Origin of the sequence: Pseudomonas oligotrophica, assembly GCF_021726475.1 — a bacterium.
In the GTDB taxonomy this organism is placed as follows: Bacteria; Pseudomonadota; Gammaproteobacteria; order Pseudomonadales; family Pseudomonadaceae; genus Stutzerimonas; species Stutzerimonas oligotrophica.
The window spans coordinates 108,711-130,626 of record NZ_JAKJRU010000005.1 but is presented as its reverse complement, the minus strand read 5'-3'; the positions used below and the strand labels follow the sequence as shown (position 1 = coordinate 130,626).

General features: G+C 67.6%; 24 protein-coding genes. 3 read left to right on the top strand and 21 right to left on the bottom strand.

The features are described 5' to 3' along the window. Position 1: 1 nt before the first annotated feature. The 6 genes from L3N39_RS11910 to ccmA are packed head-to-tail and all read right to left on the bottom strand — an operon-like array spanning position 2 to position 4,720. On the bottom strand, positions 2-1,975 hold the full coding sequence (locus L3N39_RS11910; RefSeq protein WP_237257556.1) for a heme lyase CcmF/NrfE family subunit: 1,974 nt from the start codon (positions 1,973-1,975) through the stop codon (positions 2-4). After that, a complete protein-coding gene (ccmE, locus tag L3N39_RS11905) occupies positions 1,972-2,439 on the bottom strand; it encodes a cytochrome c maturation protein CcmE (protein WP_237257555.1) in 468 nt (155 codons plus the stop codon). The genes L3N39_RS11910 and ccmE overlap by 4 nt, the downstream gene beginning before the upstream one ends. Beyond that, a complete protein-coding gene (gene ccmD, locus L3N39_RS11900; protein WP_237257554.1) occupies positions 2,436-2,612 on the bottom strand; it encodes a heme exporter protein CcmD in 177 nt (58 codons plus the stop codon). Before ccmD ends, ccmE begins: the two co-directional genes overlap by 4 nt. Then, positions 2,609-3,364, bottom strand: coding sequence for a heme ABC transporter permease (locus L3N39_RS11895; RefSeq protein WP_237257553.1), 756 nt, complete (start codon positions 3,362-3,364; stop codon positions 2,609-2,611). Before L3N39_RS11895 ends, ccmD begins: the two co-directional genes overlap by 4 nt. 52 nt (positions 3,365-3,416) lie before the next feature. Next, positions 3,417-4,088 carry a heme exporter protein CcmB gene (ccmB, locus tag L3N39_RS11890; protein WP_237257552.1) on the bottom strand — a complete coding sequence of 224 codons (672 nt, stop codon included), beginning with the start codon at positions 4,086-4,088 and terminating at the stop codon, positions 3,417-3,419. Further along, entirely contained in the window at positions 4,085-4,720 is a 636-nt protein-coding gene (ccmA, locus tag L3N39_RS11885) for a cytochrome c biogenesis heme-transporting ATPase CcmA (protein ID WP_237257551.1), read from the bottom strand. The genes ccmB and ccmA overlap by 4 nt, the downstream gene beginning before the upstream one ends. Positions 4,721-4,855: 135 nt before the next feature. Between ccmA and L3N39_RS11880 the strand changes: the two genes are divergently transcribed. Further along, positions 4,856-6,385, top strand: coding sequence for a flagellar hook-length control protein FliK (locus L3N39_RS11880; protein ID WP_237257550.1), 1,530 nt, complete (start codon positions 4,856-4,858; stop codon positions 6,383-6,385). Next, the gene (locus tag L3N39_RS11875) at positions 6,382-6,708 is read left to right on the top strand and encodes an EscU/YscU/HrcU family type III secretion system export apparatus switch protein (protein ID WP_237257549.1); all 327 of its coding nucleotides are present in this window, start codon (positions 6,382-6,384) and stop codon (positions 6,706-6,708) included. Before L3N39_RS11880 ends, L3N39_RS11875 begins: the two co-directional genes overlap by 4 nt. On the opposite strand, the gene L3N39_RS11870 is transcribed toward L3N39_RS11875, so the two are convergent. The 15 genes from L3N39_RS11870 to flhA form a co-directional block, all read right to left on the bottom strand. Beyond that, positions 6,689-7,123 (bottom strand): rhodanese-like domain-containing protein, encoded by a 435-nt coding sequence (locus L3N39_RS11870; RefSeq protein WP_237257548.1) that lies wholly within the window; start codon positions 7,121-7,123, stop codon positions 6,689-6,691. The two genes, L3N39_RS11875 and L3N39_RS11870, sit on opposite strands and share 20 nt — an antisense overlap. A 96-nt stretch (positions 7,124-7,219) precedes the next feature. Further along, on the bottom strand, positions 7,220-7,633 hold the full coding sequence (locus tag L3N39_RS11865) for a DUF2802 domain-containing protein (RefSeq protein WP_237257547.1): 414 nt from the start codon (positions 7,631-7,633) through the stop codon (positions 7,220-7,222). A gap of 3 nt (positions 7,634-7,636) precedes the next feature. After that, the gene (locus L3N39_RS11860; protein ID WP_237257546.1) at positions 7,637-8,116 is read right to left on the bottom strand and encodes a chemotaxis protein CheW; all 480 of its coding nucleotides are present in this window, start codon (positions 8,114-8,116) and stop codon (positions 7,637-7,639) included. Positions 8,117-8,192: 76 nt separating this feature from the next. Continuing rightward, positions 8,193-8,996 (bottom strand): CheW domain-containing protein, encoded by an 804-nt coding sequence (locus L3N39_RS11855; RefSeq protein WP_237257545.1) that lies wholly within the window; start codon positions 8,994-8,996, stop codon positions 8,193-8,195. A gap of 89 nt (positions 8,997-9,085) precedes the next feature. Next, positions 9,086-9,874, bottom strand: a complete 789-nt coding sequence (locus L3N39_RS11850; protein ID WP_237257544.1) for a ParA family protein — start codon at positions 9,872-9,874, stop codon at positions 9,086-9,088. A gap of 89 nt (positions 9,875-9,963) precedes the next feature. Next, positions 9,964-10,779, bottom strand: a complete 816-nt coding sequence (motD, locus tag L3N39_RS11845; RefSeq protein WP_237257543.1) for a flagellar motor protein MotD — start codon at positions 10,777-10,779, stop codon at positions 9,964-9,966. An 11-nt stretch (positions 10,780-10,790) separates the two neighbouring features. After that, the gene (locus L3N39_RS11840) at positions 10,791-11,531 is read right to left on the bottom strand and encodes a flagellar motor protein (protein WP_237257542.1); all 741 of its coding nucleotides are present in this window, start codon (positions 11,529-11,531) and stop codon (positions 10,791-10,793) included. A gap of 18 nt (positions 11,532-11,549) precedes the next feature. After that, a complete protein-coding gene (locus L3N39_RS11835) occupies positions 11,550-12,647 on the bottom strand; it encodes a protein-glutamate methylesterase/protein-glutamine glutaminase (RefSeq protein WP_237257541.1) in 1,098 nt (365 codons plus the stop codon). A 44-nt stretch (positions 12,648-12,691) separates the two neighbouring features. Then, the gene (locus L3N39_RS11830) at positions 12,692-14,863 is read right to left on the bottom strand and encodes a chemotaxis protein CheA (RefSeq protein ID WP_237257540.1); all 2,172 of its coding nucleotides are present in this window, start codon (positions 14,861-14,863) and stop codon (positions 12,692-12,694) included. Between the two features lie 12 nt (positions 14,864-14,875). Beyond that, positions 14,876-15,670, bottom strand: coding sequence for a protein phosphatase CheZ (locus L3N39_RS11825; protein ID WP_237257539.1), 795 nt, complete (start codon positions 15,668-15,670; stop codon positions 14,876-14,878). A gap of 22 nt (positions 15,671-15,692) precedes the next feature. After that, a complete protein-coding gene (locus tag L3N39_RS11820) occupies positions 15,693-16,067 on the bottom strand; it encodes a chemotaxis response regulator CheY (RefSeq protein ID WP_173425371.1) in 375 nt (124 codons plus the stop codon). Positions 16,068-16,139: 72 nt separating this feature from the next. Continuing rightward, positions 16,140-16,865, bottom strand: coding sequence for an RNA polymerase sigma factor FliA (fliA, locus tag L3N39_RS11815; RefSeq protein ID WP_237257825.1), 726 nt, complete (start codon positions 16,863-16,865; stop codon positions 16,140-16,142). A 17-nt stretch (positions 16,866-16,882) separates the two neighbouring features. Further along, positions 16,883-17,713, bottom strand: a complete 831-nt coding sequence (fleN, locus tag L3N39_RS11810; RefSeq protein ID WP_237257538.1) for a flagellar synthesis regulator FleN — start codon at positions 17,711-17,713, stop codon at positions 16,883-16,885. A gap of 80 nt (positions 17,714-17,793) precedes the next feature. After that, positions 17,794-19,068 carry a flagellar biosynthesis GTPase FlhF gene (gene flhF / locus L3N39_RS11805; RefSeq protein ID WP_237257537.1) on the bottom strand — a complete coding sequence of 425 codons (1,275 nt, stop codon included), beginning with the start codon at positions 19,066-19,068 and terminating at the stop codon, positions 17,794-17,796. A gap of 15 nt (positions 19,069-19,083) precedes the next feature. Then, positions 19,084-21,204, bottom strand: coding sequence for a flagellar biosynthesis protein FlhA (gene flhA / locus L3N39_RS11800; RefSeq protein ID WP_237257536.1), 2,121 nt, complete (start codon positions 21,202-21,204; stop codon positions 19,084-19,086). 183 nt (positions 21,205-21,387) lie between these two features. On the opposite strand from flhA, the gene sodC reads away from it, so the two are divergent. Beyond that, positions 21,388-21,909, top strand: a complete 522-nt coding sequence (sodC, locus tag L3N39_RS11795; protein WP_237257535.1) for a superoxide dismutase [Cu-Zn] SodC — start codon at positions 21,388-21,390, stop codon at positions 21,907-21,909. Positions 21,910-21,916: the final 7 nt, after the last annotated feature.

The window sequence follows — 21,916 nt, the reverse complement described above, 5'->3', positions numbered from 1 at the left end:
ATCAGGCTCCTTGTCCAGCCAGGCCCAGCGCCTCGCGCACGCGGGTCTTCACCTTCACTCGATAACGCCGGTCGCTCGCCGCGAGCACACCGCCCAGGGCCATCAGCAGGCCGCCGAGCCAGATCCAGCGCACGAACGGCTTGATATGCACCCGCACCGCCCAGGCGCCGTCGCCCAGCGGCTCACCGAGCGCGACATAGAGATCGCGGGTGAAGCCCGGGTCGATCCCGGCCTCGGTCATCGGCATCTGCTGCACCGTGTACAGGCGCTTCTCCGGGTGCAGCGTGGCGATCTCGCGTCCTTCGTCGAGCACCCGGATGGTCGCCCGGTCGGACGTGAAGTTCGGCCCCTCGTGATGCACCGCCCCTTCGAAGATGAAGTGGTAGCCGCCCAGTTCGAGGGACTCACCGGGCGCCAGGCGCAGGTCGCGCTCGGCGCTCTGGTTGCTGGTCAGCACCACGCCGACCGCGCAGACGGCCAGACCGAGGTGCGCCAGGTGCATGCCCCAGTAGCTCGGGCTGAGGCTGCGCATACCCTTGAGCAGGCCCTTGTGACGTGTCTTGTCGAGCAGGTCGCGCACCGATGCCAGCAGCACCCAGGCCGCCAGCAGGCAGACCGCCAGCACGGCCAGGTTGAAGTCGCCGAAGAGCAGCGAGCCGAGCCCGCCGAGCACCACGCTGGCGATCAGCACCGGCGCGAGCATGCCCAGCAGCCACTTGAGCGGCGTGTCCTTCCAGCGCACCAGCACGCCGACGGCCAGGGCGACCATCAGCGCGCCCATCAGCGGCACGAACATGGCATTGAAGTAAGGCGGGCCGACCGACAGCTTGGCGCCGGAAAGCGCGTCGAGCAGCAGCGGATACAGCGTGCCGAGCAGGATCATCGCGGTGGCAACCACCAGCAGCAGGTTGTTGACCAGCAGCAGCGTCTCGCGCGACCAGAGGCCGAAGCCCACCTGGCTCTTGACCACCGGTGCACGCAGGGCGAACAGCGTCAGCGAGCTGCCGACCACCAGCAGCAGGAACACCAGCACGAACACGCCGCGCGCCGGATCGGTGGCGAACGCATGCACCGAGGTCAGCACCCCCGAGCGAACCAGGAAGGTTCCCAGCAGGCTCAGCGAGAACGCGGCGATGGCCAGCAGCACGGTCCAGCTCTTGAACACGCCGCGCTTCTCGGTCACCGCCAGCGAGTGGATCAGCGCGGTGCCGACCAGCCAGGGCATGAACGAGGCATTCTCCACCGGGTCCCAGAACCACCAGCCGCCCCAGCCGAGCTCGTAGTAGGCCCACCATGAGCCCAGCGCAATGCCGACGCCGAGGAAGGCCCAGGCCACCAGGGTCCAGGGCCGCGACCAGCGCGCCCAGGCGGCGTCCAACCGGCCGCCGAGCAGCGCGGCGATGGCGAAGGCGAAGGCCACCGAGAAGCCGACGTAGCCCATGTAGAGCATCGGCGGGTGGACCACCAGGCCGAAGTCCTGCAGCAGCGGATTGAGGTCGCGGCCGTCGCTCGGCGACTGCGGCAGCAGGCGTGTGAAGGGGTTGGAGGTCACGATGAGGAACAGCAGGAAGCCGACGCTGATCAGGCCCATCACGCCGAGCACGCGCGCCAGCATGTCCTCGGGCAGCTGGCGCGAGAAGATCGCCACGGCGAAGGTCCAGCCAGAGAGGATGAAGGCCCACAGCAACAGCGAGCCCTCGTGGGCGCCCCACACGGCGCTGAACTTGTAGTACCAGGGCAGCGCGCTGTTGGAATTCTGCGCCACATAGGCGACGGAGAAATCGTCGACCATGAATGCCTGGGTCAGGCAGGCGAAGGCGAAGGCGAGGAAGACGAACTGGCCATAGGCCGCCGGCTGCCCCAGGCCCATCCACAGCCGGTCGCCGCGCCAGGCACCGATCAGCGGCAGGGTCGCCTGCACCACGGCCAGGCACAGCGCCAGGATCATCGCCAGATGGCCGAGCTCCGGGATCATTGCTGGTACTCCTGCTTGCCGCCCTCGTAGTGCTTCATCATGCCGCTCTTCTCCAGGGCCTGGGAGACCTCCGGTGGCATGTAGTTCTCGTCGTGCTTGGCCAGCACCTCGTCGGCCACCAGCACGCCCTGTTCGTTGACCCGGCCGAGCGCGACGATGCCCTGCCCTTCGCGGAACAGATCCGGCAGGATGCCCTGGTAGCGGATGGTCACCGTGCTGGCACCATCGGTAACCCGGAAGGACACGCCCAGCGAATCGCTGCTGCGCTCGACCGAGCCCTGCTCCACCAGGCCGCCGGCGCGGATGCGCGTGCCCTGCGGCGCTTCGCCGGCGGCAATCTGGCTGGGCGTGTAGAAGAGGTTGATGTTCTGCTGAAGGGCCGACAGGGCCAGGGCCACGGCGATGCCCACGCCGGCGAGGATCGCCAGGATGATGAACAGCCGCTTCTTGCGCACCGGATTCACTTCATTTCCTCCCGGCGCAGACGACGCGCCTCTTCTTGCAGATAGCGCCGGCGCGCCAGCAACGGCAGCGCGGCGTTGAGCAGCAGGACCGCCAGGCTGATGCCGTAGGACGTCCAGACGTACAGGCCATGGTTGCCCATGGCGATGAAATCGGCGAAGGATGAAAAGTTCACGCGTCTTTCCCCACCAGCGTTCTGATCTCGGACTTCACCCAGCTGCTGCGGGCCTCGCGGCGGAGCACCTCGAGGCGCATGCGCATCAGCAGCACCGCGGCGAAGAAGCAGTAGAAGCCGATCACCATCACCAGCAGCGGCAACCACATCTCCACCGGCATCGCGGGCTTCTCGGTGACCTTGAACGTGGCCGGCTGGTGCAGCGTGTTCCACCACTCGACCGAGTACTTGATGATCGGGATGTTCACCACGCCGACGATCGACAGCACCGCGCAGGCCTTGGCCGCGCTGTCACGGTTGCTGATTGCCTGGCCCAGCGCAATCACACCGAAGTACAGGAACAGGAGGATGAGCATCGACGTCAGGCGGGCATCCCAGACCCACCACGCGCCCCAGGTCGGCTTGCCCCAGACGGCCCCGGTCAGCAGCGCGATGAAGGTCATCCAGGCACCGATCGGCGCGGCCTGCTGCAGCGCGACATCGGCCAGCTTCATCTTCCACACCAGCCCGACGAGGCCGGCCACCGCCAGCATCACGTAGATCGACTGGGCGAGGAAGGCGGCCGGCACGTGGATATAGATGATGCGAAAGCTGTTGCCCTGCTGGTAGTCCTGCGGTGCGAAAGCCAGCCCCCAGACGGTGCCGACGGCGATCAGCAGCAGCGCTGCCCAGGCCAGCCACGGCAGCCAGCGGCCACTGATCTCATAGAACCATTTGGGCGAACCCAGCTTGTGAAACCACGTCCAATTCATCGCTAGACTCATCGCTCGGGGAGGCCGCAGGGCCTCCGGCTGTCGAAAAACCTCATTCGCCGACGCTGATTCTCAGGCCAGCGGCAATCGCAAAGGGGGTCAGAGTAACCGCCAGCGCGGTCAGGCTGGCCAGCCATAACAGATGGCCGGCAGCGGGCAGTCCTTGCAGCGCCGCCTGGAGCGCCCCGCTACCGAGGATCAGCACCGGGATGTACAGCGGCAGGATCAGCAGGGCCAGCAGCAACCCGCCTCGCTTGAGACCGACGGTCAGCGCGGCGCCGACTGCGCCGAGCAGGCTGAGGATGGGCGTGCCCAGTAGCAGCGACAGCAGCAGCACCGGCAGCGTCCGCAGCGGCAGGCCCAGCATCAGGCCGAGCAGGGGCGCCAGCAGCACCAGCGCCAGGCCGGAAAACGCCCAGTGTGCCAGCACCTTGGCAAGCACCAGAAGCGGAAGCGGGTGCGGCGAAACGACCCACTGTTCGAGCGAGCCGTCCTCGAAATCGCTGCGGAACAGCCCGTCCAGCGAGAGCAGCACGGCCAGCAGCGCGGCGACCCAGACCAGCCCGGGGGAAATGCTCTGCAACAGTTGCGACTCGGGGCCGACCGCCAGCGGGAATAGCGCGATGACGATGGCGAAGAACACCAGCGGGTTGGCCAGCTCGGCCGGCCGGCGGAACAGCAGGCGGCTCTCGCGGGCCAGCAGAAGCGTGAAGACGTTGCTCATGCGGCGCGCTGCCCTAGATCCAGTTCGCGGTAGCCCGACGGCATCTGCGCCAGGCTGTGATGGGTGGTCAGCACCACCATGCCGCCGGCCTCGCAATGCTGCGCCAGGTGCGCCTCGAGCTGGGCGACGCCGTGCTTGTCCAGCGCGGTGAAGGGTTCGTCGAGGATCCACAGCGGCGGCGGCGACAGGTACAGCCTGGCGAGGCCGACGCGGCGCTGCTGGCCGGCCGACAAGGTGTGGCAGGGAACATCCTCGAAGCCGCGCAATCCCACGCTGGCCAGGGCCTGCCAGATGGCCTCGTGGCTGGCCGGCTGATGCAGCGCGCAGAGCCAGGCCAGGTTCTCCTCGGCGGTCAGCAGGCCCTTGATGCCGGCGGCGTGGCCGATCCACAGCAGGTTGCGCGCCAGCTCGCCGCGCTGGGCCTGCAGCGATGCGCCCTTGAGCAGCACCTGGCCGGCGGTCGGCTGCATCAGCCCGCAGAGCAGGCGCAGAAGGCTGGTCTTGCCACTGCCGTTGGGGCCGGCGACCTGCAGCATATCCCCCGGCTCGAGGCGCAGATCGAGGCCGTCGAACAGCAGACGCCAATCCCGCTCGCAGGCGAGCGCCACGGCTTCGAGGAAAGGGGTTGTCACGCTGGCGGCACCTCAAGATGAATAAGGCCCGGCCGCTATAATTTGGCGGCCAGCCGGGCGGTCGCGATTATACATGCCAAGCCGCGATACCGAGGGTGGCGAAGGTTAAAGGTTGTAAGCGCATTTGAGGGGAAGATGACTGAGATCAAGAGCGTCCCGGCCCTTGCGCCAACCGCGGCCACACGCGGCAGCACCGCCGCGGTGGACCTCGCGCTACGCCTGCTGCAGCCCATGCAGGGCCTGCTCGCGGCGGGCGAAACGGCGCAGGCGGAGGTCATCTCGGTCAGGGAGGCGGTGCAAAGCTTCCAGCTGGTGCTGCGCCTGACCCAGGACAACGGCCGCCAGACCACCCTCGAGGCGAGCAGCCCTAAACCGGTGCTGCCCGGGGCGAGCTATGCGGTCGCCGCGCTCTCCGACAGCCGCCTGATGGCGCACCTGCAACCCGGCCGCGCCCAGCCGCTGCAGAGCCTGGACCTGGACCTGCTGCCGGCCGGCACGCTGCTGCAGGGCAAGGTCGTCGGCAGCGGCCAGACCACCGACGCCAGCGGCCGGCCGTCCTTCCAGATTGCCCTGAAGCTGCTCAACTCGCCGCTGTCCGGGCAGACCCTGCTGATCGAGTCGAGCAAGCCGCTGGCACTCGGCAGCCTGCTCTCGGCCCAGGTCCAGGGCGGCCAAGCGCTGGCCTTCGTACCGCTGACCGGCCTGCTCGACCAGCTGCAGCTGTCCCGCCAGCTGGCGAGCCAGCAGGGCCGGCAGGCCTCGCTCGAAGGCGTGTTCCGCCTGCTGCAGGGCCTCGGCGGCAACCTGCCGGAGTCGCTGCGCGCGCCGGCGGCGCAACTGCTCGGCCTGGTGCCGGAGGTCGCCCAGCTGGGCGATGCCAAGGCGCTGGCGCAAGCCATCGCCGCCAGCGGCGCGTTTCTCGAGGCACGACTGCTGGCCGGCCAGGTCGGCAGCCCGCCCGCCGACATCAAGGCCCAACTGCTGCGCCTGCTGGCGCAGCTGCCGAGCCAGCCGGGTGCCACTACGCAACTGGCCGCCCAGGCGAGTGCCGGCCTCGGCCAGGCACTCCCCGCCTTCGCCCGCCAGGCCCTGGGTGCGCTTGGCCAGGCCAGTGCGCAGCAGCTGGCGCTGGCCTTTCCCCTGGGCGCCCGGCTGCCGCCGGGCATGGACGGCGAAGCCGACCTGGAGACCTTGCTCAAGCTCGCCGCCGCGGCGGTTTCCCGCTTGCAGACGCACCAACTGGCGAGCCTGGCGCAGTCGCAGCAGTTGCCCGACGGCAACCAGCTGACCACCTGGCAGCTGGAGCTGCCCATGCGCGATCGCCAGGACATCATCCCGCTGCAGATCAAGCTGCAGCGCGAGACAGCCCAACGTGATTCCGGCAAGGAACAGGCCGAGCCGATCTGGCGCGTCGACCTGGCCTTCGACCTCGCCCCGCTCGGCCCGCTGCAGGTGCAAGCCCAGCTCCAGCGCGGCAGCCTGTCCAGCCAGCTGTGGGCCGAGCGTGAGGCGACAGCCCGGCTGATCAGCGCCGAGCTGGCGAACCTGCGCGACCGTCTGCTCGCCGCCGGCCTGCAGGTCGGCAAACTCGATTGTCGCCAGGGCATGCCGCCGCAGGGCCCGCGCACTTCGCTGGAGCAACGCTTCGTGGACGAAACCGCATGACCGACAGCAACGCCCGGCAGGCCATCGCGCTGAGCTACGACGGACTGAACGCCCCGACCCTCACCGCCAAGGGCGACGACGAGCTGGCCGAGGCCATCCTCGCCCTGGCCCGCGAACACGAGGTGCCGATCTACGAGAACGCCGACCTGGTTCGCCTGCTGGCGCGCATGGAACTGGGCGATGCGATTCCCGAGGCGCTGTACCGCACCATCGCCGAGATCATCGCCTTCGCCTGGTACCTCAAGGGCAAGTGCCCGCCGGGTTTCGCGGCGACCGAGACGCAACCGGCACAGCCACTGAGCCTCAGCGGGCCAGCGCGCTAAAATAGGCCGGCTCGCCCAGCCCCTTGGCCTGCGGGAAGTCCGCCAGCTGCCAGGCGAAATAACCTTCGCGGAAGTAGAAGACCTGGCGGTAGCCCCAGGCCACCGCCAGGCGGGCGGCCGCCGCGCTGCTGGCGCAGACCTCGCTGTCGCAATAGACCACCAGCGGCACCTGGCGCGGCAGGCCGCGGTCGGCCAGGTCGCCGAAACGGCTCGCCAGGTCCAGGTGCAACGCCCCCTCGACATGCCCCCAGCGCCACTCGCGCTCGGGACGAACGTCGATGAACACGGCCCCCAGCTCGTGCAGCTGCCGGGCCTGCTGCACGTTGACCGTCAGGGCACCCTCCACCGCCTCGGGCGCTTCGCCGGCCAAGGCCAGGGCCGGCGCCAGCAACACGCATACCAGAGCACGCAGCATCGCCCCTCCTCCGCCCCCGCGGGCGCAAGCGAATCAATGGCAGACGTGGATTCGAGGGCGTGGCAGCGCCACGGTTCCGCGGCCGGGACCGGCGGTTCAGGGCTTGTTGCGCGCCTTGTGCAGCTTGCTCATCAGCTCGGCCTCCGATTGCGAGAGACCGCAGGACTGCGTCAGATCGTCGACGCTGGCGCCCATGCCGACCAGCTTGGCCGCCTGGGAGAAGGAGAAGTTGTTCGGGTCGCGCTGTTCGAGCTGGACCAGGCGTTCGGGCAGCGGTGCCAGCACCCGGTCGAGCGCGTCGACACGCTCGCCCATGCGCATGCTGCCCTCGGCGAACACCTCGAGCTGCTGGGCGAGTTCCTTGATGCGCCGGTCGCGCGCGACATCGCGCCTGGCCTGCTCCTCGGCCTGCCGGCGCTGCTGGCGCAACAGCCACAGGCAGAAGCCGAGCAGCCCCAGGCAGCCCACGGCCAGGGCCACGACGGAGGCGACCAGCGACAGGATCAACATCGATCAGATGCTCTCAAGCTCGGCCCACTCTTCTTCGCTCATCATCTTGTCGAGTTCGACCAGGATCAGCAGCTCACCGTTCTTGTTGCACACGCCCTGGATGAACTTGGCCGACTCGTCGTTGCCGACGTTCGGCGCGGTCTCGATCTCCGACTGGCGCAGGTAGACCACCTCGGCCACCGAGTCGACCATGATGCCGATCACCTGGCGGTCGGCCTCGATGATGACGATGCGAGTATTGTCGGTGACCGGCGCCGGCGCCAGGCCGAAACGCTGACGGGTGTCGATTACCGTCACCACGTTGCCGCGCAGGTTGATGATGCCCAGCACGTAGCTCGGCGCACCCGGCACCGGTGCAATCTCGCTGTAGCGCAGCACCTCCTGGACCTGCATCACGTTGATGCCGTAGGTCTCGTTGTCCAGTCGGAACGTCACCCACTGCAATACCGGATCTTCGGCACCCTGCGCGGAGGTCATTTTCATAGGTCTCACCTTCTCCAGAACCGCAATGGCGGTCGTTCTATCGGGTGCGGGCAAGGCCCGCGAAATATTCGATGGCTCAGTGCGCCTTGCCGATATGCGGGCGCAGCTGGCGGATCGCGCCGCTGGCGATCAGTTCGGCCAGCGCGGTGACATCCATCAGCGCGCACATGTGTTCGATCACCGTGCCGGCAAGCCAGGGCCGCTGGGTGCGCTGGGTACGCCACTTGACCTCGCTCGGATCGAGGCGGATCGAACGGCTGACCTGATGCACCGCCAGGCCCCACTCATAGCCCTGCACGGAAATCACGTACTGCAGCCCCTCGCGGAAGTCGTCCCGGTAGCGGTCGGGCATCACCCAGCGCGCGGTGTCCAGCACCTTCAGGTTGCCGGCCTGGCTCGGCAGGATGCCGAGGAACCAGTCGGGCTGGCCGAACAGCGGGGTCAGCTCCTGGCCATCGAGCGGATAGATCGAGCCCAGGCAGACCAGCGGCACTGCCAGGGTCAGCCCGGCGACATCGAACAGCAGGCATTCGAACGGTTGCCGCGCCCAGTCCGGCTGACCGTCGAGCTTCGGCTCGAGCGGCCCGGCAAGCGGTTCCGGACGTGGTTCGACGATCGGCACCACCGGCGCCAACGTCGGCATATCGAGCACGGGCGCCGGCACCGGGATCTCGGAGCGAGGCGCCACGATGACCAGTGGCGGCACATCGCGCTGCTGGTCACGCTGCTGTTCCTCCAGCACCGCCGCCTGGAATTCGTCGAGCGTCACCGACTCCGCCGGCGCGGGCGCCGGCGCCTCGGTGGCGTCCTGCAGCAACGCGTCGAGGTAGGTCTGCAAGGCCAGGTTGGTGCGGGTTTCGGCGATGACAGGGCGATTCATGGAATCAGTCCGCAACAGAGATTTCGTGACAGGCTATCGGCCGGCGGCAAGACGAACTTGAGCGCCCGCGGCGGCAGTTCATCGCCACCTCAGGCGACCTGCGGGGTCGCCTGCTGCGCCAGCAGGTACTTGAGCAACGCCTTGTAGGCCAGCACCGCGCGGCTGCCCGGATCGAACTGCGAAGGCGTGACACCGGCACGGCTGGCATCGCGCAGGCGTGTGTCGATGGGGATGAATGCCGGCCACAGCTGTGCCTCGTAGGCGTTGCGCAGCACCTTGAGGGTATTCATCGAGGCCTGGGTGCGGCGGTCGAACAACGTCGGCACGATCACGTAGGGCAGCGGCTGGCGCCGCGAGCGATTGATCATCGCCAGGGTGCCGACCATCCGCTCCAGGCCCTTGAGCGCGAGGAACTCGGTCTGCACCGGGATCACCAGCTGCTGGCTCGCCGCCAGCGCGTTGACCATCAGCACGCCGAGCAGCGGCGGGCTGTCGATGATCGCGTAGTCGAAGTCCTGCCACATCTGCGACAGGCTCTTGGCGATCACCAGGCCGAGCCCGTTCTGCCCCGGCGACTGGCGTTCCAGGGTGGCGAGCACGGTGCTCGAGGGCAGCAGCGAGATGCGCTCGTGACTGGTCGACCGCAGCAGCTGCCAGGGCAGCCCCTCGGGCACGGTGCCCTGGTGCTGGAACAGATCGAAGACGCTGTGCTCCAGGCTGTCGGGATCATGGCCGAAATAGCTGGTCATCGACCCGTGCGGATCGAGATCCAGCACCACGACCCGCTTGCCCGCATCGGCCAGCAGGCCGGCCAGGGCCACCGAGGTGGTGGTCTTGCCGACTCCGCCCTTCTGATTGGCTACCGCCCAGACTCTCATTTCACGCACCCATCCGGTTCGAACCGGGCGCCGGATTAGCGGGCGCCCACAAGCAACGACGAGGAATTGACGACTGCAGCGCGCAGGCGCTACCTGGCGGCGGTCGGTGCAGTTTGCATGCCACTTCGCCCATTGGCGCCCATGCCGGCGACGCTACGCCGGACATCCAGGTTGCGCGACACCACCAGCACCACCCGGCGGTTGCGCGCCCTGCCCTCGGCCGTGGCGTTGTCGGCCGCCGGCTGGAACTCGCCGTAGCCCACCGCCGCGAGGCGCCCGGCTGCGACGCCGTCGGCGGCGAGCATGCGCACGATGCTGCTGGCGCGCGCCGCGGACAGTTCCCAGTTGGTCGGATACTTGGCGGTGGCGATCGGCTGGTTGTCGGTGAAGCCTTCGACGTGCACCGGGTTGTCGTAGGGCGCGAGGATCCGAGCGACCTTCTCGATCAGCGCGAAGGCCTCGTCGCTGGGCACCGCATCGCCACTGGAGAACAGCAGGCTGGAGTTGAGCTCGATCTCTACCCACAGCTCGTTGCCGCGCACGGTCAGCTGCTGGTTGGCGATCAGTTCGCCGAAGGCTTCGCGCATGCTCTGGGCGATGTCCTGCAACGGATCGCCGGCATTCTGCTCGAGCAGCGAATCGGCCGCCGGCTCGTCGACCTGGGACACCGACGGCTCGGTGGTACGCGGCCGCTCCTCGCCGATGGGGATCGGCTTGACCGAGCGGTCCGGCTGGCTGAACACACCGACCAGCGACTCGGAGAGGATCTTGTACTTGCCCTCGTTGACCGAGGAAATCGCGTACATGACCACGAAGAAGGCGAACAGCAGGGTGATGAAGTCGGCGTACGAGACCAGCCAGCGTTCGTGGTTCTCGTGCTCTTCGACGGCGCGGCGGCGCGGCATGGTGGCTTACCTCAGTCGATGAAGCCCTGCAGCTTCATCTCGATGGAACGCGGGTTCTCCCCTTCGGCGATCGACAGCACGCCCTCCAGGAGCATCTCGCGATAGGTGGTCTGCCGCTGCACCTGGCTCTTGAGCTTGTGGCCGATCGGCAGCAGCAGCAGGTTGGCCACCCCCACGCCGTAGATGGTCGCGACGAAGGCCACGGCGATGCCGCTGCCCAGCTGGCTGGGGTCGGCGAGGTTGCCCATCACGTGGATCAGGCCCATCACCGCGCCGATGATGCCCACCGTCGGCGCGTAGCCGCCCATGCTCTCGTAGACCTTGGCGGCGCGCAGGTCGCGGCTCTCCTGGGTGTACAGGTCGACCTCCAGCACGCCGCGGATCACTTCCGGCTCGGCGCCATCGACCAGCAGTTGCAGGCCCTTGCGGGCGAATGGATCGAGCTCGGCCTCGGCCACCGGCTCCAGGCCGAGCAGGCCTTCCTTGCGCGCGGTATTGCTCCAGGCGGTGACCTGGGAAATGCCGCCGAGCATGTCGATGCGCGGCGCGAAGAAGATCCAGCGCACCATGCTCACCGCGCGCATGAACACCGCGACCGGCGTCTGCAGCAGCACCGCGCCCAGCGTGCCGCCGAGCACGATCAGCGCCGCCGGGCCGTTGAGCAGCGCGGAGATATGCCCGCCCTCGAGGAAGTTGCCACCGACGATGGCAACGAACGCGAGGATCAGGCCGATAAGGCTGAGCACGTCCATCTACAGGCAGGCCTTCATTCAGATGCAGGCCTCGACCAGATGCCGGCCGATGTCGTCGAGCCCGTAGACCGCGTCATTGAGGTTCGCCTTGACGATCGCCATGGGCATGCCGTAGATCACGCAGCTCGCCTCGTCCTGCGCCCACACCTGGCTGCCGCTCTGCTTGAGCAGGCGCGCGCCTTCGCGGCCGTCGGCGCCCATGCCGGTGAGCACCACCGCCAGCACCTTGTCCTGGTAGGCCTTGGCGGCCGAGCCGAAGGTCACGTCGACGCAGGGCTTGTAGTTCAGCCGCTCGTCACCGGGCAGGATGCGCACGCAGCCGCGCCCGTCGACCATCATCTGCTTGCCGCCGGGCGCCAGCAGCGCCAGGCCGGGGCGCAGCTGATCGCCGTCCTCGGCTTCCTTGACGTTGATCTTGCAGAGCTTGTCGAGACGATCGGCAAAGGCCTTGGTGAAGGCCGCCGGCATGTGCTGGATCAGCACGATCGGCGCCGGGAAGCCGGCGGGCAGCTGGGTCAGCACGCGCTGCAGCGCCACCGGGCCGCCGGTCGAGGTGCCGATGGCGACCAGCTTGTAGGCCTTGCGCCGCGGGCTCGGCTGGCTGGGGCTCGGCGCGGCGCCACGCGGGGCAGCGGCGGGCGCGGATGTCGGCGCGCCACTGCGCAGCGCAGCCGGCGCGGCGACAGTTGCGGGTTGGGCGAAGCCGCTGTAGCGACGGTTGCTGCGCGAGATGGTGTGGACCTTCTCGCAGAGCAACTGCTTGACCTTCTCCGGGTTGCGCGAGATGTCCTCGAAGTTCTTCGGCAGGTAGTCGACTGCGCCGGCGTCCAGCGCGTCGAGGGTCACCCGCGCGCCCTCGTGGGTGAGCGAGGAGAACATCAGCACTGGCGTCGGGCAGCGCTGCATGATCTGCCGTACCGCGGTGATGCCGTCCATCATCGGCATCTCGTAGTCCATGGTGATGACATCGGGCTTGAGCGCCAGCGCCTGGTCGATCGCCTCGCGACCGTTGTTGGCGGTGCCGACGACCTGGATTGCCGGGTCCGAGGAGAGGATTTCGGTGACGCGGCGGCGGAAGAAGCCGGAGTCGTCGACCACCAGGACCTTGACTGCCATAAACACTCCTAGCGGCGACGGCCCGCAGGCCGCCGCCCAACTGATCAGGCCCGGCGCGCGTAGCGCTTGAGCATGCTGGGAACGTCGAGAATCAGCGCGATGCGGCCGTCCCCGGTGATGGTCGCGCCGGACATGCCGGGCGTGCCCTGGAGCATCTTGCCCAGCGGCTTGATCACCACCTCTTCCTGGCCGACCAGCTGGTCGACGACGAAGCCGATGCTCTGGTTGCCGACGCTGAGGATCACCACGTGGCCCTCGCGCTGCTCCTCGTCCGCGGCGCCCTGGACCAGCCAGCGCTTGAGGTAGAACAGCGGCAGCGCCTTGTCACGGACGATGATCACCTCCTGGCCGTCGACCACGTTGGTGCGCGACAGGTCGAGGTGGAAGATCTCGTTGACGTTGACCAGCGGGAAGGCGAACGCCTGGTTGCCGAGCATCACCATCAGCGTCGGCATGATCGCCAGGGTCAGCGGCACCTTGATGACGATCTTCGAGCCCTGCCCCTTCTGCGAGAAGACGTTCACCGTGCCGTTGAGCTGGGCGATCTTGGTCTTGACCACGTCCATGCCCACGCCACGGCCGGAGACGTCGGAGATCTCGGTCTTGGTCGAGAAGCCCGGGGCGAAGATCAGGTTGTAGCACTCCAGGTCGTTCAGCCGCTCGGCGGCGTCCTTGTCCAGCAGGCCCTTCTCCACCGCCTTGGCGCGCAGGACGTTGGCGTCCATGCCCTTGCCGTCGTCGGTGATCATCAGCAGGATGTGGTCGCCCTCCTGCTCGGCCGACAGCACCACGCGGCCGGTGCGCGGCTTGCCGGCGGCCTCGCGCTCCTCGGGGGTCTCGACGCCGTGGTCGACCGCGTTGCGCACCAGGTGCACCAGCGGGTCGGCCAGCGCCTCGACCAGGTTCTTGTCAAGGTCGGTGTCCTCGCCCACCAGCTCGAGGTTGATCTCCTTCTTCAGGCTGCGCGCCAGGTCGCGGACCAGCCGCGGGAAGCGCCCGAAGACCTTCTTGATCGGCTGCATGCGGGTCTTCATCACCGCGCTCTGCAGATCGGCGGTGACCACGTCGAGGTTGGACACGGCCTTGGCCATGGCTTCATCGCCGCTGCTGGCACCCAGCCGCACCAGGCGGTTACGCACCAGCACCAGCTCACCGACCATGTTCATGATCTCGTCCAGCCGCGCGGTATCGACCCGCACCGTGGTTTCCGCCTCGCTGGCCGGTTTCTCCACTGCCGGGGCCGGTGCACTGCGCGCCGGCGCCTCGCTCGCAGCCTTGCTCGCCGCCGGCCTGGCGGCCGGTGCGGCAGGCCTGGCCGGTGCCGGCGTTGCAACTGCCTCGGCCGCTACGCTGGCCGGCTCGAACTTGCCCTTGCCATGCAGCTGGTCGAGCAGCGCTTCGAATTCGTCGTCGGTGATCTGGTCGCTGGGCGCGGCCGCGGGTTCGGCCGCCGCCTCGAGCGCCGGCGCACTGGCCGCGGGGTCGAACTGGCCCTTGCCGTGCAGTTGGTCGAGCAGCGCCTCGAACTCCTCGTCGGTGATCTCGTCGGAACCCGAGGCCACCTCGCCGGCCGGCGCAACGCTGGCAGCGACCGGGGCAGCCGCGGCCGGCGCAGCGCTGAAGCTGCCCTTGCCGTGCAACTGGTCGAGCAGCGCCTCGAACTCGTCGTCGGTGATCTCGTCGGCCGCGGCGCCCTGGCTGTCGGCGCTCTCGGCGGCCGGCTGAATGGCATCGAGCAGCTGCTCGTACTCGCTGTCGACCGAATCGGCCACGCTGGCGGCCGGCGGCGCGCTCGCTGCCACCGCGGCGGCTGGCTCCTCGGCGCCGGCCGGTTCGGCCAGCCGGGACAGTGCCGCCAGCAGCTCGGGGGACGCCGGCGTCGGTTCGACGCGCTCGCGCACCTGGCTGAACATGGCGTTGACCGCATCCAGCGCCTGCAACACCACGTCCATCAGCTCGGAATCGACGCGCCGCTCACCCTTGCGCAGGATGTCGAAGACGTTCTCGGCGATGTGGCAGCACTCGACCAGCTCGTGCAGTTGCAGGAAGCCTGCCCCGCCCTTGACGGTGTGGAACCCGCGAAAGATCGCATTGAGCAAGGCCATGTCGTCGGGGCTGCTTTCCAGCTCCACCAGCTGCTCAGACAATAATTCGAGAATCTCGCCGGCCTCTACCAGGAAGTCCTGGAGGATTTCTTCATCGGCGTCGAAGCTCATATTCCTGTTCCCCTAAAAACCCAGGCTCGAAAGCAGATCGTCCACGTCGTCCTGTCCTGACACGACGTCCTCACGCTTATCGGCATGCATCTGCGGACCTTCACCGTGGGAAAGCGTTTTTTCCTGTTTTTTCTGTTCCTGCTCGGCGCGCATGGCGTCGCGGTCATGCTGGATACCCGCGACGCGGTCGACCTGGCCGGCCATCAGCACGAGATTGAGCAGGTTGCTTTCCAAGTCGGTGATCAGCCGGGTGACACGCTTGATGACCTGGCCGGTCAGGTCCTGGAAGTCCTGGGCGAGCATGATCTCACTGAGGTTCTGCGACAGCTGGCTGCCGTCGTTCATGCTGCGCTGCAGGTACTGGTCGATGCGCTTGACCAGGCCGCGGAACTGCTCGGCGTCCATCTCGCGGCGCATGAAGCGCTGCCAGTCGGCGGTCAGGCTCTGGGCCTCGTAGCTCACGTAGTTGACCAGCGGCGCCGACTCTTCCACCAGGTCCATGGTGCGGTTGGCGGCCTTCTCGGTCATCTCCACCACATAGGACAGCCGGTCGGTGGCATCGGTGATCGGGGACGGATCGCCGCCGGTGGCACAGGTGTCCATCTCCAGCTTGACGATGGCGTTGTGCAGCTCGCGGGTGAGCTTGCCAACCTCCTGGTAGAGGCTGTGGTTGCGTGCCTGGTTGAGCTCGTTGAACATCTGCGTCGCTTCGTCGAAGCGACCCTGCTGCAGGCTCTCGATCAACCTGGGGGCGTTGGCCTTCAGCGTTGCTTCGAACTCTGCCAGGCCGTGATCTGCTTGCGTCATAGTGCCCTCGCGGCGTTGCTGCTCAGCCGTTGACGCGCTCGAAGATCTTCTCGATCTTTTCCTTGAGCACCTGGGCGGTGAAGGGCTTGACCACGTAGCCGTTGACCCCGGCCTGGGCCGCCTCGATGATCTGGTCGCGCTTGGCTTCGGCGGTGACCATCAGCACCGGCAGGTGCTTGAGGCGCTCGTCGGCACGCACCTGGCGCAGCAGGTCGATGCCGCTCATGCCGGGCATGTTCCAGTCGGTGACGAGGAAATCGAAGCTGCCGCTCTTGAGCATCGGCAGCGCGGTGGTGCCGTCGTCCGCCTCGGCGGTGTTGGTGAACCCCAGGTCACGCAAGAGGTTCTTGATGATCCGTCTCATCGTCGAGAAGTCATCGACGATGAGGATTTTCATGTTCTTGTCCAAGTCGACCTCCGTAAGTCCCAAAATCTCGGCAACCGAGCACTCGCTGCAAACTGCTTTCGATCAGGCGGCGCGCCATTCGCCGAGCCGCGCCCGCAGACGTGCGGCGCACTGGCTGTGCAGCTGGCTGACGCGCGACTCGCTGACGCCCAGCACCTGACCGATTTCCTTCAAGTTGAGCTCTTCGTCGTAATACAGCGACAGCACGAGCTTCTCCCGCTCGGGCAGGTTGGCGATGGCATCGGCCAGGGCCTGCTGGAAGCGCTCGTCCTCGAGGTCGCGAAAGGGTTCCGGATGGGCGCTGCCGGCATCTTCGTTCAGCTCGCCCTGCTCGCCTTCCTGCAGCAGGTCATCGAAGCTGAACAGGCGGCTGCCCAGGGTGTCCCCCAGAATCGCGTAATAGTCGTCGAGGCTCATGTTAAGTTCGGCCGCGACTTCCTGATCTTTAGCGTCGCGCCCGGTTCTGGCCTCCACCGCGCGGATCGCCTCGCTGACCATGCGCGAATTGCGGTGTACCGAACGCGGCGCCCAGTCGCCCTTGCGCACCTCGTCGAGCATGGTGCCGCGGATGCGGATGCCGGCGTAGGTCTCGAAGCTGGCGCCCTTGCCGGCGTCGTATTTCTTCGCCGCCTCGAGCAGGCCGATCATGCCGGCCTGGATGAGGTCGTCGACCTGGACGCTGGCCGGCAGGCGGGCCAGCAGGTGGTAGGCGATGCGCTTGACCAGCGGGGCATACTGATCGATCAGGCGATACTGCGCATCCTTTTCGTGAGCCTTGCTGTAGTACATGGCGGATCCGGCGGTTCTCATTCGTGGTTCCCGACGACTGCGGGGCTGATCAGGCGCTCGACGAAGAACTCGAGGTGCCCGCGCGGCGTGGTCGGCAGCGGCCAGGTATCGACCTTCTGCGCGACGGCCTTGAAGGCCAGCGAGGATTTGGACCGCGGATAGGCCTCGTAGACTGCACGCTGCTTCTGCACCGCCTTGCGCACCGCTTCGTCGTAGGGGATGGCACCGACGTATTGCAGCGCGACATCGAGGAAGCGCTCGGCGACCTTGGTCAGCTTGGCGAACAGATTGCGGCCTTCCTGCGGCGCGTGGGCCATGTTGGCCAGCACGCGGAAGCGGCTGATGCCGTAGTCGCGGTTGAGCAGCTTGATCAGTGCGTAGGCATCGGTGATCGACGTCGGCTCGTCGGTCACCACCAGCAGCACCTCATGGGCCGCGCGCACGAAGCTGACCACCGCATCGCCGATGCCGGCGGCGGTATCGATGATCAGCACGTCGAGTTCGTCGCCCAGTTCGCTGAAGGCCTGGACCAGCCCGGCATGCTGCAGCGTCGACAGCTGCACCATGCTCTGCGTGCCCGAGGCGGCCGGCACGATGCGGATGCCCCCCGGGCCCTGGATGATCACGTCACGCAGGTCGCACTCGCCGGCGATCACGTCGGCCAGCGTGCGCTTGCTGGTCAGCCCCAGCAACACGTCGACGTTGGCCAGGCCGAGGTCGGCGTCGAGCAATACGACCCGGCGACCGATATCGGCCAGCGCCAGCGCCAGATTGACCGACACGTTGGTCTTGCCGACGCCACCCTTGCCGCCGGTCACCGCAATCACCTGTACGGGATGCATACCCATTTTCAAACGCCTATATGTAGCAGGCCCAGCGGGCCGACGATGCGCCGCAAGTGCGCATCAGGTTCATTCGATCGCGCCATTCAACCGGCGCGCCGCGAGGATTCGTTGTACAGGCCAGCGAACATGTCTGCCATGGTCTCTTCGCTCGGCTCCTCGTCCGACTGCAGGCTGACCGCGCGGCTGACCAGCTGGTGGCTGCGCGGCAGGTGCAGGTCGTCGGGAATACGCGGCCCGTCGGCCAGGTAGGCTATCGGCAAGTGCTGGCTGATTGTGAGCCCCAGCACATCGCCGAGCGAACCGGCCTCGTCGAGCTTGGTCAGGATGCAGCCGCTCAGGCCGCAGCGCCGGTAGTTGTGCCAGGCCGCCTTGAGCACCTGGCTCTGGCTGGTCGCGGCCAGCACCAGGTAGTTGCGCGACTTCACACCGCGATCCGACAGCGCGGCGAGCTGCTGGCGCAGGGTCGGATCGCTGGCCGGCAGGCCGGCGGTGTCGATGAGGATCACCCGCTTGCGCGCCAGCGAGGCGAGCGAGCCGGCCAGCGGCTTGGACGGGTCGATCTGCAGTACCGGCACGTCGAGGATGCGACCCAGGGTCTTGAGCTGCTCCTGCGCGCCGATGCGGTAGTTGTCCATGCTCGCCAGGGCGATGCTCTGCGCGCCGTACTTGAGCACGTAGCGCGCCGCCAGCTTGGCCAGCGTGGTGGTCTTGCCGACACCGGCCGGGCCGACCAGGGCAATCACGCCGCCCTCTTCCAGCGGTTCGTTCTTGCAGACCTTGATCGACTGCGCCAGGTGCGCCAGCAGCATGCGCCAGGCCTGGCGCGGATCGCTGACGGTGGCGACCTTCTCCAGCAGGCTGCGCGACAGTTCGGCCGGCAGGCCGAGGCGCTGCAGGCGCCGCCACAGGCCGGCCTGCTGCGGGCGCCGGCTCTGCTCCTGGCCCCAGGCGATGGAGCCGAGCTGCACTTCGATCAGCTCACGCAGGCCCTGCAGTTCGCTGTACATGCTCTCGATGGCGCGACTGTCGAGCGCCGGCGCCGCGGCAACCGGTTCGGCGGCGGCCGGCTTGGGCTCGTCAAGCAGTTGACGATCCTGCACGGCCTGCGGCCGGGCGCCGGACAGTTCGGCATGGGCGCTGGCGATGCGCGACTGGGTCTTGCGCAGCTCGGCCTCCAGCGCCGGGTTCGGCTTCTTCGCCTCGGCGGCACCCTGCATCGGGTAGTCGAGCACGGCGGTCAGCTCGACGCCGCCGGCAACCCGGCGGTTGCCGATGATCACCGCATCGGCGCCCAGCTCATCGCGAACCATCTTCATGGCGATGCGCATATCGGCGGCGAAGAAACGTTTGACCTGCATGGCCTGCACCCTCGATTAATTCTGACCCACCGTCGAAACGATGGTGACCTGCTTGTTGTCCGGAATTTCCTGGTAGGCCAGCACATGCATGTTCGGCACGGCCAGTCGGGCGAAGCGCGAGAGCATCGCGCGGACCGGGCCCGCCACCAGGAGAATCGCCGGCTTGCCGAGCATTTCTTGACGCTGCGCGGCTTCTACCAGCGAGCGTTGCAACTTTTCGGCCATTCCGGGCTCCAGCAGGATGCCATCTTCGACACCCTGTCCGGCTTTCTGCAGGCTGTTGAGCAATATCTGTTCCAGGCGGGGCTCGAGGGTGATCACAGGCAGCTCCGGCTCAAGGCCCACGACGTTCTGCACGATGGCACGCGACAGCGCCACGCGCACCGCGGCCACCATCGCGGCGGGATCTTGACTCTTGCCGGCCACGTTGGCGATCGCCTCGGCAATGGTGCGGATGTCGCGCACCGGCACCTGCTCCTGCAGCAGGGTCTGCAGCACCTTGAGCAGGGTCGACAGCGAGATCATCCCCGGCACCAGTTCCTCGGCCAGCTTGGGCGAACTCTTGGCCAGCAGCTGCAACAAGTTCTGGACCTCTTCGTGGCCCAGCAGTTCGTGGGCGTGCTTGTAAAGAATCTGGTTGAGGTGCGTGGCGATCACCGTGCTGGCATCGACCACCGTATAGCCAAGCGACTGCGCCTGGTCGCGCTGGCTGCCCTCGATCCACACCGCCTCCAGGCCGAACGCCGGGTCGCGCGCGGCGATGCCGTTGAGCGGGCCGTAGACCTGACCGGGGTTGATCGCCAGTTCGCGGTCGGGGTAGACCTCGGCCTCGGCCAGGCTGACGCCCATCAGCGTCAGCCGGTAGGCGTTGGGCAGCAGGTCGAGGTTGTCGCGGATGTGCACCGAGGGCATGAGGAAGCCCAGGTCCTGCGACAGCTTCTTGCGCACGCCCTTGATTCGCCCGAGCAACTGGCCACCCTGGTTGCGGTCGACCAGCGGGATCAGCCGGTAGCCGACCTCCAGGCCAACCATGTCCACCGGCGTCACGTCGTCCCAGCCGAGCTCCTTGGTTTCCGCGGCGCGCTGGGCCGGCAGCAGCTCCTGTTGCTTCTGCACCTCCTGCTCGGCCTGCTGCGCGGTGCGCTTCTGCCGATGCCAGATCCAGTAGGCGCCGGCCGCGGCCAGGACGCCGAGGCCGACGAAGGAGAAGTGCGGCATGCCCGGCACCAGGCCCATGGCGATGAGGATCGCGGCCGAGACCGCCAGCGCCTTGGGCGAGGAGAACATCTGCCGGTTGACCTGCTCGCCCATGTCTTCGGAGCTGGTCACGCGGGTGACCATGATCGCCGCCGCGGTGGACAGCAGGAGCGAGGGGATCTGCGCCACCAGGCCGTCACCGATGGTCAGCAGCGCGTAGACCCGGCCGGCCTCGGCGAAGCTCATGCCGTGCTGGGCCATGCCGATGCCCATGCCGCCGAGCAGGTTGATGAACAGGATCAGCAGGCCGGCGATGGCGTCGCCGCGCACGAACTTGCTGGCACCGTCCATCGAGCCGTAGAAGTCCGCCTCGGAGGACACCTCGGCGCGGCGCTTCTTGGCCTCGGCCTGGTCGATCAGGCCGGCGTTGAGGTCGGCGTCGATGGCCATCTGCTTGCCCGGCATGGCGTCGAGGGTGAAGCGCGCGCTCACCTCGGAGATGCGTCCGGCGCCCTTGGTCACCACCACGAAGTTGATGATCATCAGGATCGCGAACACCACGATGCCGACCACGTAGTTGCCGCCGATCACCACGTTGCCGAAGGCCTCGATCACATGGCCGGCCGCGCTGCCACCGTCATGCCCGTGGATCAGCACCACCCGCGTCGAGGCGACGTTCAGCGCCAGGCGCAGCAGGGTCGCCACCAGCAGCACCGTGGGGAATACCGCGAAATCCAGCGGGCGCAGCGCATAGACGCTGACCAGCAGCACGACGATGGACAGCGCGATGTTGAAGGTGAACAGCACGTCCAGCAGGAACGGCGGCACCGGCAGCATCATCATGCCCAGCATCACCAGCAGCAGCAGCGGCACGCCCAGGTTGCCGCGGCCGAGACCGGTCAGGCTGTTGCGCATATCGATCAGTTGCGTGCGATCCAACGTGGCCCCCAGGGAAACAGAGAAAAATTGACGCGACGAAACGCTCTGCCCGGGCTATAGCAAGAAGGGGTCCAACTTGAGCGCGATGCCCGCCCCAGACGCCGGCCGGCAGCAGCGAACCCGCGTCGCGAACGGCAGTCTCACGCTGACCCCATCCGTTTTCCAAAGAAGAAGGAGACCGCCATGAACAAGTGGATCATTGCCGCCCTGGCCAGCTGCGTCGCCGCAGCCGCCCATGCCGAAACGCTGAGCGTGAAGATGAAAGCCGTCAGCGCCGAAGGCGTCGGCAAGTCGGTTGGGGAGGTCAGCATCGAGACCAGCGAGCACGGCCTGGTGTTCCGTCCGCAGCTGGCCAACCTGCAGCCCGGCGCGCATGGCTTTCATGTGCATGCCAAGGGCAGCTGCGAGACCGCCGAGATCGACGGCAAGACCACCCCGGCCGGCGCCGCGGGCGGCCACTGGGACCCGAAGAACGCCGGCAAGCACGGCGAGCCCTGGGGCGACGGCCACATGGGCGACCTGCCGGCGCTCTACGTCGATGCCGACGGCAAGGCCGGCCAGCCGCTGCTGGCGCCGCGCCTCAAGAGCCTTGGCGACATCAAGGGATTGGCGCTGATGATCCACCAGGGCGGCGACAACCACGCCGACCATCCGCAGCCCCTCGGCGGTGGCGGCGCGCGCGTGGCCTGCGGCGTCATCGAATAAGCGCGGC